The sequence below is a fragment of the Stenotrophomonas sp. TWI273 genome (assembly GCF_039674765.1).
In the GTDB taxonomy this organism is placed as follows: Bacteria; Pseudomonadota; Gammaproteobacteria; order Xanthomonadales; family Xanthomonadaceae; genus Stenotrophomonas.
Window position 1 is genome coordinate 1 of record NZ_JBDJOA010000011.1, and the last position, 15,825, is coordinate 15,825.

14 protein-coding genes and 1 riboswitch are annotated in these 15,825 nt (G+C 66.8%); of the genes, 7 read left to right on the forward strand and 7 right to left on the reverse strand.

The window, feature by feature from the left end; genetic code table 11:
• Positions 1-69: 69 nt before the first annotated feature.
• Positions 70-288, reverse strand: a complete 219-nt coding sequence (locus tag ABE571_RS13885) for a glutaredoxin family protein (protein ID WP_346493855.1) — start codon at positions 286-288, stop codon at positions 70-72.
• 97 nt (positions 289-385) lie between these two features.
• Between ABE571_RS13885 and ABE571_RS13890 the strand changes: the two genes are divergently transcribed.
• Together ABE571_RS13890 and ABE571_RS13895 are read left to right on the forward strand one after the other, a co-directional pair.
• Complete coding sequence (locus ABE571_RS13890; protein ID WP_346463283.1) at positions 386-1,768, forward strand: L-serine ammonia-lyase; 1,383 nt, start codon at positions 386-388, stop codon at positions 1,766-1,768.
• Positions 1,769-2,013: 245 nt separating this feature from the next.
• The gene (locus ABE571_RS13895; protein ID WP_313219784.1) at positions 2,014-3,015 is read left to right on the forward strand and encodes an alpha/beta hydrolase; all 1,002 of its coding nucleotides are present in this window, start codon (positions 2,014-2,016) and stop codon (positions 3,013-3,015) included.
• 120 nt (positions 3,016-3,135) lie between these two features.
• On the opposite strand, the gene ABE571_RS13900 is transcribed toward ABE571_RS13895, so the two are convergent.
• The 3 genes from ABE571_RS13900 to ABE571_RS13910 are packed head-to-tail and all read right to left on the reverse strand — an operon-like array spanning position 3,136 to position 6,472.
• On the reverse strand, positions 3,136-4,203 hold the full coding sequence (locus ABE571_RS13900) for a homoserine dehydrogenase (RefSeq protein ID WP_313210978.1): 1,068 nt from the start codon (positions 4,201-4,203) through the stop codon (positions 3,136-3,138).
• Complete coding sequence (locus ABE571_RS13905) at positions 4,200-5,444, reverse strand: O-succinylhomoserine (thiol)-lyase (protein WP_313210980.1); 1,245 nt, start codon at positions 5,442-5,444, stop codon at positions 4,200-4,202. Before ABE571_RS13905 ends, ABE571_RS13900 begins: the two co-directional genes overlap by 4 nt.
• The gene (locus ABE571_RS13910) at positions 5,441-6,472 is read right to left on the reverse strand and encodes a homoserine O-succinyltransferase (protein ID WP_346493857.1); all 1,032 of its coding nucleotides are present in this window, start codon (positions 6,470-6,472) and stop codon (positions 5,441-5,443) included. Before ABE571_RS13910 ends, ABE571_RS13905 begins: the two co-directional genes overlap by 4 nt.
• 77 nt (positions 6,473-6,549) lie before the next feature.
• A riboswitch (SAM riboswitch) is annotated at positions 6,550-6,670 on the reverse strand.
• Between the two features lie 150 nt (positions 6,671-6,820).
• Here ABE571_RS13910 and ABE571_RS13915 point away from each other — a divergent pair.
• The 4 genes from ABE571_RS13915 to ABE571_RS13930 all read left to right on the forward strand — a co-directional run bounded on the left by ABE571_RS13915 (position 6,821) and on the right by ABE571_RS13930 (position 12,555).
• Entirely contained in the window at positions 6,821-7,690 is an 870-nt protein-coding gene (locus tag ABE571_RS13915; RefSeq protein ID WP_313210990.1) for a M23 family metallopeptidase, read from the forward strand.
• 75 nt (positions 7,691-7,765) lie between these two features.
• Positions 7,766-9,370, forward strand: coding sequence for a peptide chain release factor 3 (locus ABE571_RS13920; RefSeq protein ID WP_313210984.1), 1,605 nt, complete (start codon positions 7,766-7,768; stop codon positions 9,368-9,370).
• Between the two features lie 99 nt (positions 9,371-9,469).
• Positions 9,470-10,111, forward strand: coding sequence for a hemolysin III family protein (locus ABE571_RS13925; RefSeq protein ID WP_172407499.1), 642 nt, complete (start codon positions 9,470-9,472; stop codon positions 10,109-10,111).
• Between the two features lie 461 nt (positions 10,112-10,572).
• Positions 10,573-12,555 carry an AsmA family protein gene (locus ABE571_RS13930; RefSeq protein ID WP_346463279.1) on the forward strand — a complete coding sequence of 661 codons (1,983 nt, stop codon included), beginning with the start codon at positions 10,573-10,575 and terminating at the stop codon, positions 12,553-12,555.
• A 63-nt stretch (positions 12,556-12,618) separates the two neighbouring features.
• Here the strand turns inward: ABE571_RS13930 and ABE571_RS13935 are convergent, their stop codons facing one another.
• Genes ABE571_RS13935 through mtgA form a run of 3 tightly spaced genes read right to left on the reverse strand, consistent with a single transcriptional unit; the run spans position 12,619 to position 14,818 of the window.
• A complete protein-coding gene (locus ABE571_RS13935) occupies positions 12,619-13,050 on the reverse strand; it encodes a CBS domain-containing protein (RefSeq protein WP_313212927.1) in 432 nt (143 codons plus the stop codon).
• Positions 13,010-14,029, reverse strand: a complete 1,020-nt coding sequence (locus ABE571_RS13940; protein ID WP_313219749.1) for a glycosyltransferase family 2 protein — start codon at positions 14,027-14,029, stop codon at positions 13,010-13,012. Before ABE571_RS13940 ends, ABE571_RS13935 begins: the two co-directional genes overlap by 41 nt.
• A gap of 39 nt (positions 14,030-14,068) precedes the next feature.
• On the reverse strand, positions 14,069-14,818 hold the full coding sequence (gene mtgA / locus ABE571_RS13945) for a monofunctional biosynthetic peptidoglycan transglycosylase (protein WP_346493859.1): 750 nt from the start codon (positions 14,816-14,818) through the stop codon (positions 14,069-14,071).
• A 79-nt stretch (positions 14,819-14,897) separates the two neighbouring features.
• On the opposite strand from mtgA, the gene ABE571_RS13950 reads away from it, so the two are divergent.
• Entirely contained in the window at positions 14,898-15,794 is an 897-nt protein-coding gene (locus ABE571_RS13950; RefSeq protein WP_313219748.1) for an Hsp33 family molecular chaperone HslO, read from the forward strand.
• The last annotated feature ends 31 nt before the right edge of the window (positions 15,795-15,825 follow it).

Sequence of the window (15,825 nt, forward strand, 5' to 3'; positions counted from 1 at the left end):
GTCTCCGCCCCGTGGGGCGGCCGGCCGGCTCCTTCCCCCGTCCGCGCCCCCCCCCCCCCGGGCGGGGCTCTACCGGATCCAGGCGTCTACCGCCGCCACATCGAACGGCCAGTCCAGCTCGCGGCCCCGCGCATCGCGCAACACCGGCACCCTCAGCCCGTAGCGGGCCTCCAGCGCGGGGGCGTCATCGATGAACACACTGTCCAGATCGGCCACCCGGGCCTGCGCCAGCACCGCCAGGGCCTGGTCGCACAACTGGCAGTCATCACGCTGGAACAAGGTAAACACCGGGCCACCCACCTTGGGAAATGTTGCGCCGCACTCAAGGCTGGCGCCTGCGACAGCATAGAATAGCGCTCCATCCGATACCCGCAGTTTGGCAATCATGGCTGTCAGCACGTTCGACGTTTTCAAGATCGGCATTGGCCCGAGTTCTTCGCACACCGTAGGACCGATGAAGGCTGCCGAACGTTTCGTGCACCGCTGGCTGCTCGATCCGGGCCATCTGCAGGACGTGGTGCGCATCCGCGCCGACGTCTATGGCTCGCTGGCCCTGACCGGCCGTGGCCATGGCACCGACAAGGCCGTGCTGCTCGGGCTGGAAGGCCAGCGCCCGAACCTGATCGATCCGGACATCATCCCCGAAACGCTGGACCGGATCCGCAGCAGCAAGCGCATCCGCCTGATGGGCCAGCACGAGATCGCCTTCGACGAGAAGCGCGACCTGGGCCTGAACAAGCGCCAGAAGCTGCCGTACCACACCAACGGCATGCGCTTCACGGCTTACGGTGCGGACGAGCAGGTGATCGCCACGCGCGATTACTACTCCGTCGGCGGCGGTTTCGTGGTCAACCAGGATGACGCGGCCGATGACCGCATCGTGCCCGATGAAACCCCGCTGCCCTACCCGTTCAAGAGCGGCGATGAGCTGCTCGCGCAGACCGCCCGCAGTGGCCTGAGCATCGCCCAGATGATGTTCGAGAACGAAAAGTGCTGGCGTACCGAGGACGAGATCCGCGACAGCCTGCGCGAGATCTGGAGCGCCATGCAGGCCTGCGTGGAGCGCGGCATCCGTCAGGAAGGTACCCTGCCCGGCGGCCTGCATGTATCACGCCGCGCCCCGGCGCTGTACCGCGAACTGTCCTCCAAGCCGGAAGCGGCGATGCGCGACCCGCTGACCACGCTGGACTGGGTCAACCTGTACGCGCTGGCCGTGAACGAAGAAAACGCCGCCGGTGGCCGCGTGGTGACCGCACCGACCAACGGCGCAGCCGGCGTACTGCCAGCGGTGCTGCACTATTTCGACCGCTTCTGCCCCGGTGCCAACGAACAGCGTGTGTTCGATTTCCTGCTGACCTCGGCGGCGATCGGCATCCTGTACAAGGAAAACGCCTCGATCTCCGGTGCCGAAGTGGGCTGCCAGGGTGAAGTGGGCGTGGCCTGCTCGATGGCCGCCGGCGGCCTGGTCGCCGCGCTCGGCGGCAACCCGAGCCAGATCGAGAATGCCGCCGAGATCGGCATGGAACACAACCTCGGCCTGACCTGCGACCCGATCGGCGGGCTGGTGCAGATTCCCTGCATCGAGCGCAATGCGATGGGCGCGGTCAAGGCGATCAATGCCTCACGCATGGCCATGCGCGGCGACGGCAAGCACAAGGTCTCGCTGGACAAGGTCATCAAGACCATGCGCGACACCGGCCGCGACATGCAGGACAAGTACAAGGAAACCAGCCGCGGCGGGCTGGCGGTCAACGTCATCGAGTGCTGATCCACCGCCCCCGGCGGTAGAGCCGACCGTTGGTCGGCTGCTCCCGATGGCATCGTCGGTACGCCTGCACGGCCGCTCGGATGTAGAGCCGACCGTTGGTCGGCTGCTCCCGGTGGCATCGTCGGTACGCCTGCACGGCCGCTCGGATGTAGAGCCGACCGTTGGTCGGCTGCTCCCGGTGGCATCGTCGGTACGCCTGCACGGCCGCTCCGGTACAGTCAGGACTTCCCCCCATGGAGACTGCCATGCGCATCCTGGCCGCCGCCCTGCTTGCCTACCTGCCGCTGACCACCTTCGCCGCTGAGACTTACGGCCCGCGGCTGGAAGGCTTCGACTATCCGTACCCCGTGAAGATCTTCCGGTTCGAGTCCCAGCGCCAGCCGCTGGAGATGGCCTACATCGACGTGCCCGCCGGTGGCAAAGGCTTCGCCGGGACGGTCGTGCTGCTGCATGGCAAGAATTTCTGTGCGGCCACCTGGAAGGACACCATCGCGGCATTGAGTGCGGCCAGTTACCGGGTGATCGCGCCGGATCAGATCGGCTTCTGCAAATCGAGCAAGCCCGAGCGCTATCAATACTCGTTCGGCCAGCTGGCTGCCAATACCGAAGCGCTGCTGGAGCATCTGGGCTACGGCGAAGGCAAGCTGCACATCGTCGGCCATTCGATGGGAGGCATGCTCGCGGCCCGCTTCGCGCTGATGTATCCGCAGCGCACCCTCAGTCTCTCGCTGGTCAACCCGATCGGACTGGAAGACTGGAAGGCCAAGGGCGTGCCATGGCGCAGCATCGACGCCTGGTATGCGGGCGAGCTGAAGACCAGCTTCGACAGCATCAAGACGTACCAGCTCGACGTCTATTACAACGGCCAGTGGAAGCCCGAGTACGAGCAATGGGTGCGCATGCAGTCACGCATGTACGACGGCCCCGGCAAACAGGCGGTGGCATGGAGCCAGGCGCTGACCTCGGACATGGTGTTCAACCAGCCGGTGGTTCATGAGCTGCCCAGGCTGACCGTGCCAACCACGCTGTTCATCGGCCAGACCGACCGTACTGCAATCGGCCGCGATCTGGCACCGCCCGCCCTGAAAGCGACGCTCGGCAACTACCCTGCGCTGGGCAAAGCGGCGGCGGCAGCGATCCCAGGCGCCACCCTGGTGAGCTTCGAAGACCTCGGCCACTCGCCACAGGTGCAGGACCCGGACCGGTTCAATGCGGCACTGCTGAAGGCAATCTCACAACACGACTGACCTGCCCACCACCCCGGTAGTGCCACGCCATGCGTGGCAGCCGCCGTCCTCACCATTATCCGCCGACGCAGCAAGCCCACCCCTGGCGCTACCGTGTGCCTTGCTGGGATCGCGCGGCAATCAGCGCCGCACGATCGCCAGCACGTCGTCCAGCAAGGCGGCGGCGGTAACCTCCGCCCCGGCGCCCGGCCCCTGGATCAACAGCGGCTGGGCGTGATACCGGTCGCTATGAATCGCCACCCGGTTGTCGGTCTGCGCGCCGCCGGCCAGCGGATGGTCGCGCGGGAGCACACGCAGCCCCACCGACGCACCGTCGTGATCGAAGCCACCGACGAAGCGCAGGCACCCACCTTGGTCGTTGGCCTGCTGCCAATACTGCTGCAGCGGTGCATCCAGCAGCGTCAGCTGCGCCAACGCATCCGCCGGGGACAGCCCAGCAAGTGCATCCGGCACCAGTGAGGCAACCTGCACCTGCTCGGCACGCAACGCAATGCCGCTGGCGCGCGCCAGGATCAACAGCTTGCGACGGACATCTTCGCCGGACAGATCCACCCGCGGGTCCGGCTCGGTGTAGCCGGCCTCGGCCGCCTCCCGCACCCACGCAGAGAACGGACGCTGGCCATCGTAATGATGGAACAACCACGCCAGCGAACCGGACAGCACGCCCTCCACGCGATGGATGCGGTCGCCGCCGGCGACCAGCGCGCGCAGGCTGCTCAGCAGCGGCAGGCCTGCGCCCACGGTGGCACTGTCGCCATAGCGCGCGTCACCCTGCTGGCCGCTGTCGGCGATGGCCTGCGCACGGGCCAACTGTGCGCCTTGGCCGAGCTTGTTGGCGGTCACCACGTGCACGCCCCGTGCCAGCCACTGTTCGTGCCAGTTGGCTACGTCGTCACTGGCGGTCGCATCGACCACCACATCGCCCCGCTGCAGGCCCTCGGCTTCCGCCCACGGCTGCAATGCGACCGCACCGCGCGCGGCCAGGTTGGCCTGTGCAAGCTCATCCGCGGGGGTCTGTTCGCAGGCACGCGCCGTGCGTGAGTTGGCCAGCCACGAGAACGAGGGCAGCGTGACACCGCGATCCTGCAGCGCGGCGTACCGCTGCACGAACGCGGTGCCGACCGTGCCGGTACCGAGCAGGGCCAGCTTGCGATGGGCCGCCAGCGGCAGGTTCAGCACCGCGCTCATGCATCCACCTGTTTACGGCGCTGCACATCGCGGTGCTGATCGATCACAACCTGGGCGCGTTCCAGCCCAGCCTGCAGATCGGCCACCAGGTCTTCCGGTGACTCGATACCGACCGACAGGCGCAGCAGCCCTTCGCTGATCCCGGCGTGCGCACGCGCTTCCGGGGTCATCGCCGCGTGGGTCATGGTCGCCGGATGCGCGACCAGGCTTTCCACGCCGCCCAGCGATTCGGCCAGGGTGAAGCAGCGCAGGCCATCCACGAAGGCGCGCACCGCCGCATGCGGATCCTCGCCCGGGCACGAGGCCAGTTCGAAGGACAGCATCGCGCCAAAGCCGCTCTGCTGACGGGCTGCGATGGCGTGGCCGGGGTGATCGGCCAGGCCCGGGTAGTACACGCTGGCGACTGCATCGCTGGCGGCCAGCAGCTCGACCACGGCCGCCGTGTTTTCCTGGTGTGCGCGCAGGCGTGCACCCAGCGTACGCAGGCCACGCAGGGTCAGGAAGGCATCGAAAGGCGAACCGGTCAGGCCCAGCGCGTTGGCCCACCACACCAGCTGCTCGTGCACCGCCGGATCACGCGCGATCACCGCCCCGCCGACCACATCGCTGTGACCGTTGATGTACTTGGTGGTGGAGTGCAGCACCAGATCGGCACCGAAGCTGATCGGCTGCTGCAGCGCCGGGGACAGGAAGGTGTTGTCGACGACTACCTTGGCACCGGCCTTGTGCGCGGCATCGATGACGAAGCGCAGGTCGGTGATGCGCAGCAGCGGGTTGGACGGGGTTTCGATCAGCACCAGCGTCGGCGACTGCGCCAGCGCGTCGGCCAACGAGCGCGGGTCGGTCAGGTCGGCGGTGATCAGGCCGAAGTGGCCCTTCTTCGCCAATGCGTTGAACAGGCGCCAGCTGCCGCCGTACGCATCGTGCGGCACCACCAGCGTATCGCCGGGCTGCAGCAGCGCATTGAGCACCAGATTGATCGCGCCCATTCCGGTGGAGGTGATCACCCCGCCCGCGCCGCCTTCCAGTTCGGCCAGCGCTTCACCGAGCAGATCGCGGGTCGGGTTGCCGCTGCGCGTGTAGTCGTACTGGCGCTTGTTGCCGAAGCCATCGAAGCTGAAGTTCGAGGACAGCACGATCGGCGGGGTCACCGCGCCGTGGGCGGTGTCACGGTCGATGCCGGCACGCACGGCGGCGGTGACGCGGCTACAGGACGGCTCGGTACCAGCGGAACGGCTCATGCGGTTTCTCCGGGGGATCGAAAAGCGGTGGCGAGGATCGCGTCGATGCGATCGGTTTCTTTCAGGAAGGCGTCGTGGCCATACGCCGAGCGCAGCACGCGCAGGCTGCCGCGCGGGCCCAGCCCCTCGACCAGGCCGACGCAGTCGGCCAGCGGGACCAGGCGATCGCCTTCCACAGCGACCACGACGGTCGGCACCTGGATGGCGGCCGGGTCGATGCGGTGCAGGTCGATGGATTCGGACAGGCGCAGGTAAGCATCGACCGGGGTGCGGGCGACGTACTGCGCACCGGCGGCATCCAGATAGTCTTCGGCGGCAACGCGCACGCGGCCGTTGACCACTTCCGGCGCGGCATCGAAGCGTTCGCCGAATTCTTCCGGCGTGCGGTAGCTGAGCATGGCGAACTGGCGCGCCAGCGACAGCCCGTGGCTCTCGGCGCACTGAAGCTGGCCCAGCGCAACCGCACGGCGCTGCAGCGCACGCCAGGCCGCGGCATACGGATGCGGGCGATGCGCACCGCTCACCGCGATCAACTTCTGTACGCGCTGGCGGTGACGGATCGAGAACTGCTGGCCGACCAGCGCGCCGTAGGAGTAGCCCACGAAGCACTGCAGGCGGGCGATGCCAAGATGGTCGAGCAGCAAGGCCAGCGCATCGGCCTGGTCGGCGGTATCGATCGGCAGGTCGAGCGCGCCGTCGGCGCCGATGAAATCGAACGCCAGGATGCGCAGCGAGGCCGGATCCAGCGCGCGACCTGCGGCCACCAGGCCCTCGGCCCAGCCCTTTTCGGGGAATTCGGCATTGGCCGCCACATGGCGGTGCGCGGAGATGCCGCCGGCCAGCACCACCACCGGCGCATCGGCACGGCCGACGCATTCGTAGCGCAGACGTACCGGCCGCGGTCCGCCGTGACGCATCGACAGTACCGCCGCGATATCGCCGCGCACGGCGTTCAGCCCGGCGTCGACGGGGACGCTGAGCGGGGCGAAGGAGTCGGTGGCGACAGGGGCGGCGGTGGCGAAGCGCATGGCGGTATCCAAAGTAGGAGTCGGCCATCGAGCTTTCGCGGAGCTCGCGTTCGAAGCGCACGCACGGTGCACGGTTCGAACCATCTTTCGGAAGACACCAACGGTCTCCGCAGGATTTGGCACCTACGCAGGTCGCTTTCGCGTCTGCGGGCTGCCCCGGCTTCAAAGGGCCTGTCCCTCTGCCGGTCTCGATGGTGGAGCCACGATGCCAGCGCTTCCGGCCCATGTCAATCCCTTCATCGGCATGAAGCGATATATATTCCAGATGATCATCAGTCGCGCATACTCCGGGATCCTCCCTGACCGGCCGACGCCTTGCGCTGCTTACGTTTCACCGCGGTGATTCTGATGATGATGCCGGTGCTGAACGCCTGGGCCGGCCCGGGGGCGAACTGGCGGAACGGCTGGCGGGCCGACCGGCCTGCAACCGCTGCCCCGGCGCAGCGCACCGCTGGCGCGCCGGTGCCGGCCCTGGCCGTACTGACCCTGGAAGGGGCTGGAGACCGCTGGCAGGCCCGGGTCGACAACCGCGTGGCCGGGCCGGTCCAGGTCGAACTGCGCGCCGCCGCCGGCGCCCCCGCGCTGCCGGGGCTACCCGTTCAGACGGTAGTGGCCGCCGGCGCCAGCGTCGTGGTGACCCGCCTGCAGCCGCCGGCCGGTAGTACCACGCTCCGCCTGGATCTGACGGCCGTTCCGGGCGACCCCGGTGCGCGCCCGCAGAATGTGACCTACCTCCTGCCGTTCGATGCCGCGCGCATCCAGGTCAGCCAGGCACCGCAGGGGCAGTTCAGCCACAACGATGCAGAGAACCGCGAGGCCATCGACTTCGCCCTGCCCGAGGGCACGCCCGTGCTCGCGGCGCGGGCAGGAACCGTCATGCAGGTCCAGGCCGGGTATCAGGGCAATGGGCAGGACCGGGACCACGATCTGGGCCGGGCCAACCTGGTGCGGGTGCTGCATGAGGACGGCAGCATGGCGGTGTATGCCCACCTGCAGCACCACGGCGTACTGGTCCGCCCGGGCGAGCAGGTCCAGGCGGGGCAGCGGATCGGGCTCTCGGGCAACACCGGCTACAGCGCCGCGCCGCACCTGCACTTCGCGGTCCAGGTCAATGCGGGCATGCGGCTGCGCTCGATCCCGGCACGGATCGTCAGCCCACACGGCGAGCTGCACTTCGCCCGGACAACGGACGAGGCCGGCGCATCCGCCCTGCCCTGACCCCGGCTACGCCCGCCCCCGTTATACTGGGCGGCTTATCTCCATGAAAAGCGCCCCGGGCGGGCGCGTCACGCCATGTCCGAAGTCGCTACCGAAGCTGCGCGCCGCCGCACCTTCGCCATCATTTCCCATCCTGACGCCGGCAAGACCACGCTGACCGAAAAGCTGCTGCTGTTCGGCGGTGCGATCCAGATGGCCGGTTCGGTCAAGGGCCGCAAGGCCGCGCGCCATGCGACCTCCGACTGGATGGCCCTGGAAAAGGAGCGCGGGATCTCGGTCACCTCCTCGGTGATGCAGTTCCCGTACGAAGGCAAGATCGTCAACCTGCTCGACACCCCCGGCCACGCCGACTTTGGCGAGGACACCTACCGCGTGCTCACCGCGGTGGACTCGGCACTGATGGTGATCGACGTGGCCAAGGGCGTGGAAGAGCGCACCATCAAGCTGATGGAAGTCTGCCGCCTGCGCGACACCCCGATCATGACCTTCATCAACAAGCTCGATCGCGAGGGCAAGGAGCCGATCGATCTGCTGGATGAAGTGGAAAGCGTGCTCGGCATCCAGTGCGCGCCGGTCACCTGGCCGATCGGCATGGGCCAGCGCCTGAAGGGCGTGGTCCACCTGATCAGCGGTGAGGTGCACCTGTACGAGCAGGGCCGCAACTTCACCCGCCAGGATTCGACCATCTTCCCCTCGATCGACTCGCCCGGACTGGCCGAGAAGATCGGTGAGCGCATGCTGGCCGACCTGCGTGACGAGCTGGAGCTGGTGCAGGGCGCCAGCCATCCGTTCGACGTGGAGGCCTACCTGGCCGGCAAGCAGACGCCGGTGTTCTTCGGCTCGGGTGTGAACAACTTCGGCGTGCAGCCGCTGCTGGATTTCTTCGTCGAGCATGCACCGTCACCGCAGCCGCGCGCGACCACTGGCCGCATCATCGCGCCGCAGGAAAACAAGCTGACCGGCTTCGTGTTCAAGATCCAGGCCAACATGGACCCGCAGCACCGCGACCGCGTGGCCTTCATGCGGGTGTGCTCGGGCCGTTTCGTGGCCGGCATGAAGACCTTCCATGTGCGCACCGGCAAGGAAATGAAGCTGGCCAATGCGCTGACCTTCATGGCCAGCGACCGCGAGATCGCCGCCGAGGCATGGCCGGGCGATGTGATCGGCATCCACAACCACGGCACGATCTCCATCGGTGACACCTTCACCGAGGGCGAAGCGGTCAGCTTCACCGGCATCCCGAACTTCGCGCCGGAACTGTTCCGCCGCGCACGCCTGCGCGATCCGCTCAAGCTCAAGCAGTTGCAGAAGGGATTGGCGCAGCTCTCCGAAGAGGGCGCGACGCAGTTCTTCCGCCCGCTGATGAGCAACGACCTGATCCTGGGCGCGGTGGGTGTGCTGCAGTTCGATGTGGCGGCGTATCGCCTGAAGGACGAGTACGGCGTGGAAGCCACCTTCGAGCCGGTCAGTGTGACCACGGCGCGCTGGGTCACCTGCAGCAACGAGAAGAAGCTGGAGGAGTTCCGCGAGAAGAACGCCGGCAACCTGAGCATCGATGCCGCCGGCCAGCTGGTCTATCTGGCACCGACGCGGGTCAACCTGCAGCTGGCGCAGGAGCGCGCGCCGGATGTTCGCTTCGCGGCCACCCGCGAAGCAGCGCACAGCATCTCGGTCAGCTGATCGCTCGACCGGTCTACCGGCTGAACAGGCGCGCGTGCATGCGCGCGCCATCGCGGCGATGATAGGGGGGAGCGGGCTCCCCCTCCCCGCACTCCGATCATCGCCATGACCTCTGTCGTTTCCGTTCGAGAAGAAATCGCCAGCGCCCTGACCCACGGGCTTGGCGCCGTCGCTGCACTGGCTGGCAGTGCAGTACTGATCACCCTGGCCGCCATCTACGGCGACGGCTGGCAGCTGGCCAGTGCGATCGTATTCGGGGTGGCGCTGTTGCTGTTGTATACGGCGTCCACGCTCTATCACGCGATCCAGCATCCGGTCGCCAAGGGCCGGCTGAAGGTGTTCGATCACTGTGCGATCTACCTGTTGATCGCCGGTACGTACACGCCGTTCACGCTGATCGGTCTGCGCGGGGGTCCGTGGGGCTGGGGGATGTTCACGGCAATCTGGGCGCTGGCGCTGTTCGGGGTGGTGTTCAAGTTGTTCTACACGGGCCGGTTCAAGCTGCTGTCGACGATCATCTATATCGCGATGGGCTGGATGGTGATGGTGGCGATCAAGCCGATGTGGCATTCGCTGGATGCGTGGACGCTGGGGTGGCTGTTGGCCGGCGGGGTGTTCTATACGTTGGGGACGGTGTTCTATCACCGGGAGTCGGTGCCGTATTCGCATGCGATCTGGCATCTGTTCGTGATCGGTGGGAGTGTGTGCCACTTCGTTGCGGTGACGGCGCAGATTCTCTGAGTGCTGTTTTCTGCCAGGCAAGTGCGACGGCACCCGGACCAGCGAGAGCACTAGCACTAGGACTAGCACTAGCACTAGCACCAGGACTAGCAACAGCAACGGCAACGGCAACGGCAACGGCAAGAGCAAGACCAAGAGCGACTCGGGCGTCAGGAATGCGCCAGGCGGGGTCGGCACGGGTGGGTCGGCGGGACACGCCGTGAATCCGTCCCTGGAGGCTCATGTCGCGCCATCCATGGCGCTCATGGTCCCGCCAACCCACCCGCACCGCCCCGCTCACCCTTGGCCGGTGGCCTGAGAAGGTCAGAATCCTGGTTGGACCGGATGCCAAGCATGGCCGACGCACCGCGCCTGGAGCAGTCATCGACAACGGCGGCGCCGACGGTCGACACGCCTCACCCTGACAGTACCCTTACCAATGCTTCGCGCTGCCTGCACGATGCAAGGGCAACCATGGGGAGGTGAATACTGTGCCCTCCCCTGTTCCGTCCGATGCCCCTTCCCGTTCCCGCTGGCGCTGGCGTCGTCCTGGCAAGCGGGGGCAGCGGTGGTTGGCGATCCTGGTGTTTCTGTTCGCTGCGCTGTTGATCCTGATCGCATTGTGGGATTGGAACTGGTTCAAGGGACCGGTGGAGCGGGCGGTGCAGGCCAAGACCGGGCGTGAGTTCCATATCACGGGCGATCTGGATGTCGATCTGGGTCGGGTGACGACGCTGCGCGGTGATGGGCTGACCTTTGCCAATGCGACGTGGGCCAAGCAGCCGCAGATGGCGACGGCGGATCGGGTGGAGATCGATCTGCGGGTGTGGCCGCTGCTGCGTGGGCAGGTGCGGATTCCGGAGATCCGCTTGACGCGGCCGGATCTGTTGCTGGAAACCGCGCCGGAGAAGAATCAGCCGGGCAATTGGGATTTCCTGGGGCCGAGCGACGGTGATCCGCCGGTGCTGCAGCGGTTGTTGGTCGATGATGGGCGGCTGCAGTTCCGGGATGCGGCGGGCCGGACCGATGTGCTGGTGTCGCTCGACAGTGGCAAGCCACGCGACAAGGACAGTGGTCCGCCGCTGCTGGTGAAGGGCAAAGGGCGCTGGCAGGGCAATCCGTTCTCGCTGGAGGGCAATACCGAGTCGCCGCTCGAGCTGACCAATACCGGCCATCCGTTCCGCATCCATCTGGATGGGCGCGCCGGGAATACGCATGCGATCGCCAGTGGGACGTTGACCAATCCTTTCCAGTTGCGGGTGTTCAATCTGGAGTTGATGCTGAGTGGCCAGGATATGGAGGATCTGTACCCGCTGATCGGGGTCGCCATGCCCTCCACGCCGCCGTACAAGCTCAAGGGACAGCTCAAGCGCGACAACGCGATCTGGCGCTATGAGAATTTCACGGGCACGGCCGGTGACAGCGATCTGGGCGGGACCGCGCAGATCGATGTGAGCGGTGACCGGCCATTCCTGAAGGCGGATCTGGTGTCCAAGCGATTGGACTTCGACGACCTGGCCGGCTTCATCGGGGCGCCGCCGAAGACCGGCGCGGGGGAATCGGCCAATGCCGAGCAGAAGGCGAAGGCAGCCGCGCTGGCGGCCCGTGCCAAGGTACTGCCGGATACACCCTACAACCTGTCCAAGCTGCGCGCGATGGATGCCGATGTGCGCTGGAAAGCGCAACGGATCAACTCGCCGGCCCTGCCGCTGGATGACATGGATGCGCACCTCAAGCTCAACGACGGGCTGCTGCGCCTGGAACCGCTCAACTTTGGTGTGGCCGGCGGCGATATCCGCAGCACGATCCGGATGGATGCCCGCAAGCAGGCCATTTCCACGCAGTTGCAGGCCACCATCCGCAAGGTGCAGCTGGGCAAGCTGTTCCCCGATGCGAAGCTGGCCGAGCAGGCCTCCGGCGGTATCAGTGGCGACGTCAACCTGACCGGCCAGGGCAACTCCGTCGCGGCCATGCTTGGCAGCTCCGATGGCACCGTGGCGGTCGGCATCGGCCGCGGCCATGTCGGCAATCTGATCATGGAACTGGCCGGGCTGGATGTCGCCGAATCGGTGAAGTTCCTGTTCACCGGTGACAAGCAGATTCCACTGCGTTGCGCGTGGGGCGACTTCGGGGTGACCAACGGCGTGATGCAGTCGCGTTCGCTCGCCTTCGATACCACCGACACCCTGATCCTTGGCGAGGGCAAGGTGGATCTGAAACAGGAACAGCTGGATCTGCTGCTGCGACCGCGCCCGAAGGACATGAGCATCCTGGCGCTGCGCTCGCCGCTGCGCATCGGCGGAACCTTCAAGGATCCCTCGTTCCGGCCGGACTTCAAGGCGCTGGGCATCCGCGGGGCGATCGCCCTGGCGCTGGGCAGCATTGCCCCGCCCGCCGCGCTGCTGGCGACGATCGAAACCGGGCCGGGCGAGGACAGCAACTGCGGTGGCCGCTACGCCAAGTGATTCCGGCCCATTCTGGCCGGATGCCGACTCATGGCCGGCATGCCGGCCAGCAAGGATCCACGCTCAACCGGCGACGATGTACTGCTGGAGCTGATCGAGTTTCTGTGCCTGTTCGTCGATCACCGACTTGACCAGGTCGCCGATCGAGATCACGCCGAGGACCCCGTTGCCATCGACCACCGGAAGGTGGCGGATGCGGTAATCGGTCACCAGTTGCAGGCAGTGCTCGACCTGCTCGCCTGGCGCGACGGTCACCACCTTGGGGGTCATGATCTCGCGGACTTCGGTTGTGCGTGAGGAGCGTTCGTGCAGCACGATCTTCCGCGCGTAATCGCGCTCGGACAGAATGCCGACCAGGTGCCGGCCTTCCATCACCAGAACCGCGCCGATGCCCTTTTCAGCCATCAACCGGATGGCGTCGATCACCGCCGACGTCGGGGCGACTGCGAATACCTCAGGGGACTTGCCTTCCAACAGCTGTCGTACCGTGGTCATCTCGCTGCTCTCCACCGATGGGATGCAGGGCCGAGTCTGCCACGAACGGGGCCTGCCAGGTGTCAATCAGGTACAGCGGGCGCTGTTTGGATTCTTCGTACAGCCGGCCCAGGTATTCACCGATCAGGCCCAGCGCGATCAGCTGTATCCCGCCAAGGAACAGGATCACCGCCATCATCGTTGGCCACCCAGCGACACGGTCGCCGTACAGCGCGGCCTTCAGCACCACGACCAGCGCGAACAGGAACGCGAAACTCGCCGCTGCCAGGCCCAGATAGGTGGTCACCCGCAGCGGCGCGGTCGAAAAGCCGGTGATCCCTTCCAACGCGAAGTTCCAGAGCCGCCAGAACCCGAATTTGCTCTCCCCGACCAGCCGCGCATGGCGGTGGTAAGGCAGGGCCTTGCGCCGGAAGCCCACCCAGCCGAACAGCCCCTTCATGAAGCGGTGGCGCTCACGCAGCTGACCCAGCGCCTGCAGCGCGCGCGGCGACAACAGGCGGAAGTCGCCGGTATCGGCCGGAATCGGTGTCTTGGACAGCCGCCCGATCACCCGGTAGAACGCCTTGGCTGTAGACCGTTTGAGCCAGCTTTCGCCATCGCGCACCAGGCGCGTGCCGTACACGTTGTCATAGCCCTGTTGCCACAGCGCGACGAACTCGGGAATCAGTTCCGGCGGATCCTGGCCATCGGCATCGAGGATCATCACCGCACCGTCGTCGACGAAATCCAGCCCGGCGGTGAGCGCCGCTTCCTTGCCGAAATTCCGGGAGAGCCGCAGCACGCCGACGCAGCCGTCGGCAGCGGCCAATCCCTGCATGACGTCCCATGTCGTATCGGTACTGCCGTCGTCCACATACAGCACGCGGCCGTCGATACCTTCCAGTCCATCGAGCACCGCACGCAGCCGTGGGTGCAGCATCGGCAAGGCAAGCGCTTCATTGTGGGCGGCGACGACGACGGTCAGGCGTGGGCTGTTCATGCGGCGATTGTAGCGTCAGCCAATCACGTTCATGAACGCTCAATCCTCGCTGAGGTAACCACTCCCGCCCAACTGCCGCGCCTGCCGCTGGATCCATGTCGCGCGGCGCTGGACGTAGGGCCCGGGCTGGGCCGCGTTGTAACGTCGCGGTGATGGCAGCACCGCTGCCAGCCGCGCGCTTTCGGCCGGGCTCAGCCGCGACGCGTCCTTGTTCCAGTACTGCCGGGACGCGGCCTGCGCGCCATAGATGCCGTCGCCGAACTCGGCGATGTTGGCGTACATCTCCAGGATCCGCGACTTCGGCCACAGCGCTTCGATCAACACGGTGTACCAGACCTCCAGGCCCTTGCGGATCCAGCTGCGGCCCTGCCACAGGAACAGGTTCTTGGCGACCTGCTGGCTGATCGTGCTGGCCCCGCGCAGGCGGCCGCCGCGTGCGTTGTGGTCGCGCGCCTTCTCGATGGCCTGCAGGTCGAAGCCGTTGTGCTCCGGGAAGCGCTGGTCCTCGGCGGCCACCAGCGAAATCGGCAGGCTCGGCGCCATCTGGTCCAAGTCGCGCCACTGGTAGTGCAGCCGGTAGCTCCAGTCGCCCTCCCCCAACGCTTCGCCGTAGCGCCACAGCATCACGCTGGACACCGGCGGGTCGATGAAACGCAGGGCCAGCACCTGCAGCACACTGAAGGCGACAAACAGTACCGGCAGCCACAGCAGGCGCTTCCAGTGCCAGCGGCGCGGACGTGACGGTTCCAGGTCCGGCTCGACCTTGAGGTTGCTGCGCTCTGCCCCCATTACTGGTGCATCCTTTACTTGCACGGTTGTCGGCGCATTATCCGGCAACCGGCACTCCTTTCGCGCAGCCACCGAACCGATGACCGCCCAATCCGACTCCCTTGTCCGTTTCCTGCTCCCCGATGCCGGCGTCCGCGGCGTGCACGTGCACCTCGATGACACCTGGCGGGAGATCCTGTCCCACGCGGTCTATCCGCCGGGCGCCGCTGAACTGCTCGGCGAGGCCAGCGTGGCCTCGGCGCTGTTCACCGGCCACACCAAGGTCGATGGCCGCCTGTCGATCCAGCTGCGCAGCAACACCGCGATGCGTACCCTGTTCGCCGAGTGCACCGCGGCCGGCACGCTGCGCGGCATCGTCCAGCTGGCCGACGGCGGCGGCGACGCCCCGCGCGACCTGACCGCGCTGGGCGAGGACGCGCTGCTGGCGATCACCATCGAAAACCCCGGCCTGGACCCGCGCGAACCGCAGCGCTACCAGAGCCTGGTCGGCCTGACCGCAGCCGGTCTGGACGAAGCCTTCGAGGATTATTTCCGCCAGTCCGAACAGCTGCCCACCCGGCTGCTGCTGGCCGCCGACGGCACCCGCGCCGCAGGCCTGCTGTTGCAGAAGCTGCCGGGCGATGAAGGCGACCAGGACGGCTGGTCGCGTGCCAGCGCGCTGTTCGAGACCCTGGGCAAGCAGGAACTGCTGGAGGTACCGGGCCACGATCTGCTGCACCGCCTGTTCCATGAAGAGACGCCGGAACTGCTCGGCGACAAGGCCCTGCGCTTCGCCTGTTCGTGCTCGCGCGAGCGGGTGGCAGGCATGTTGCAGTCGATTGGCGAGGAAGAGGCCCGGGCTGCCGCCGAGCCAACCGGCGCGGTGGAAGTGCGGTGCGAATTCTGCGGGCAGGAGTATCACTTTCCGTTGACGGAATTCGACATACTGTTCCGCGAGATGGATGTATCCTCGCCGGCACCTGAACGGCTTCAGTAAACTTGGCAAGCGTTTTGTTCTGGGGAGAACC

Coding starts and splice junctions, on each gene's coding strand:
- ABE571_RS13895 (WP_313219784.1), top strand. CDS start 2,014: ATGCGCATCCTGGCCGCCGCCCTGCTTGCCTACCTGCCGCTGACCACC.
- ABE571_RS13915 (WP_313210990.1), top strand. CDS start 6,821: ATGATGATGCCGGTGCTGAACGCCTGGGCCGGCCCGGGGGCGAACTGG.
- ABE571_RS13950 (WP_313219748.1), top strand. CDS start 14,898: ATGACCGCCCAATCCGACTCCCTTGTCCGTTTCCTGCTCCCCGATGCC.
- ABE571_RS13890 (WP_346463283.1), top strand. CDS start 386: ATGGCTGTCAGCACGTTCGACGTTTTCAAGATCGGCATTGGCCCGAGT.
- ABE571_RS13900 (WP_313210978.1), bottom strand. CDS start 4,203: ATGAGCGCGGTGCTGAACCTGCCGCTGGCGGCCCATCGCAAGCTGGCC.
- ABE571_RS13935 (WP_313212927.1), bottom strand. CDS start 13,050: ATGACCACGGTACGACAGCTGTTGGAAGGCAAGTCCCCTGAGGTATTC.
- ABE571_RS13905 (WP_313210980.1), bottom strand. CDS start 5,444: ATGAGCCGTTCCGCTGGTACCGAGCCGTCCTGTAGCCGCGTCACCGCC.
- ABE571_RS13910 (WP_346493857.1), bottom strand. CDS start 6,472: ATGCGCTTCGCCACCGCCGCCCCTGTCGCCACCGACTCCTTCGCCCCG.
- ABE571_RS13920 (WP_313210984.1), top strand. CDS start 7,766: ATGTCCGAAGTCGCTACCGAAGCTGCGCGCCGCCGCACCTTCGCCATC.
- ABE571_RS13940 (WP_313219749.1), bottom strand. CDS start 14,029: ATGAACAGCCCACGCCTGACCGTCGTCGTCGCCGCCCACAATGAAGCG.
- mtgA (WP_346493859.1), bottom strand. CDS start 14,818: ATGGGGGCAGAGCGCAGCAACCTCAAGGTCGAGCCGGACCTGGAACCG.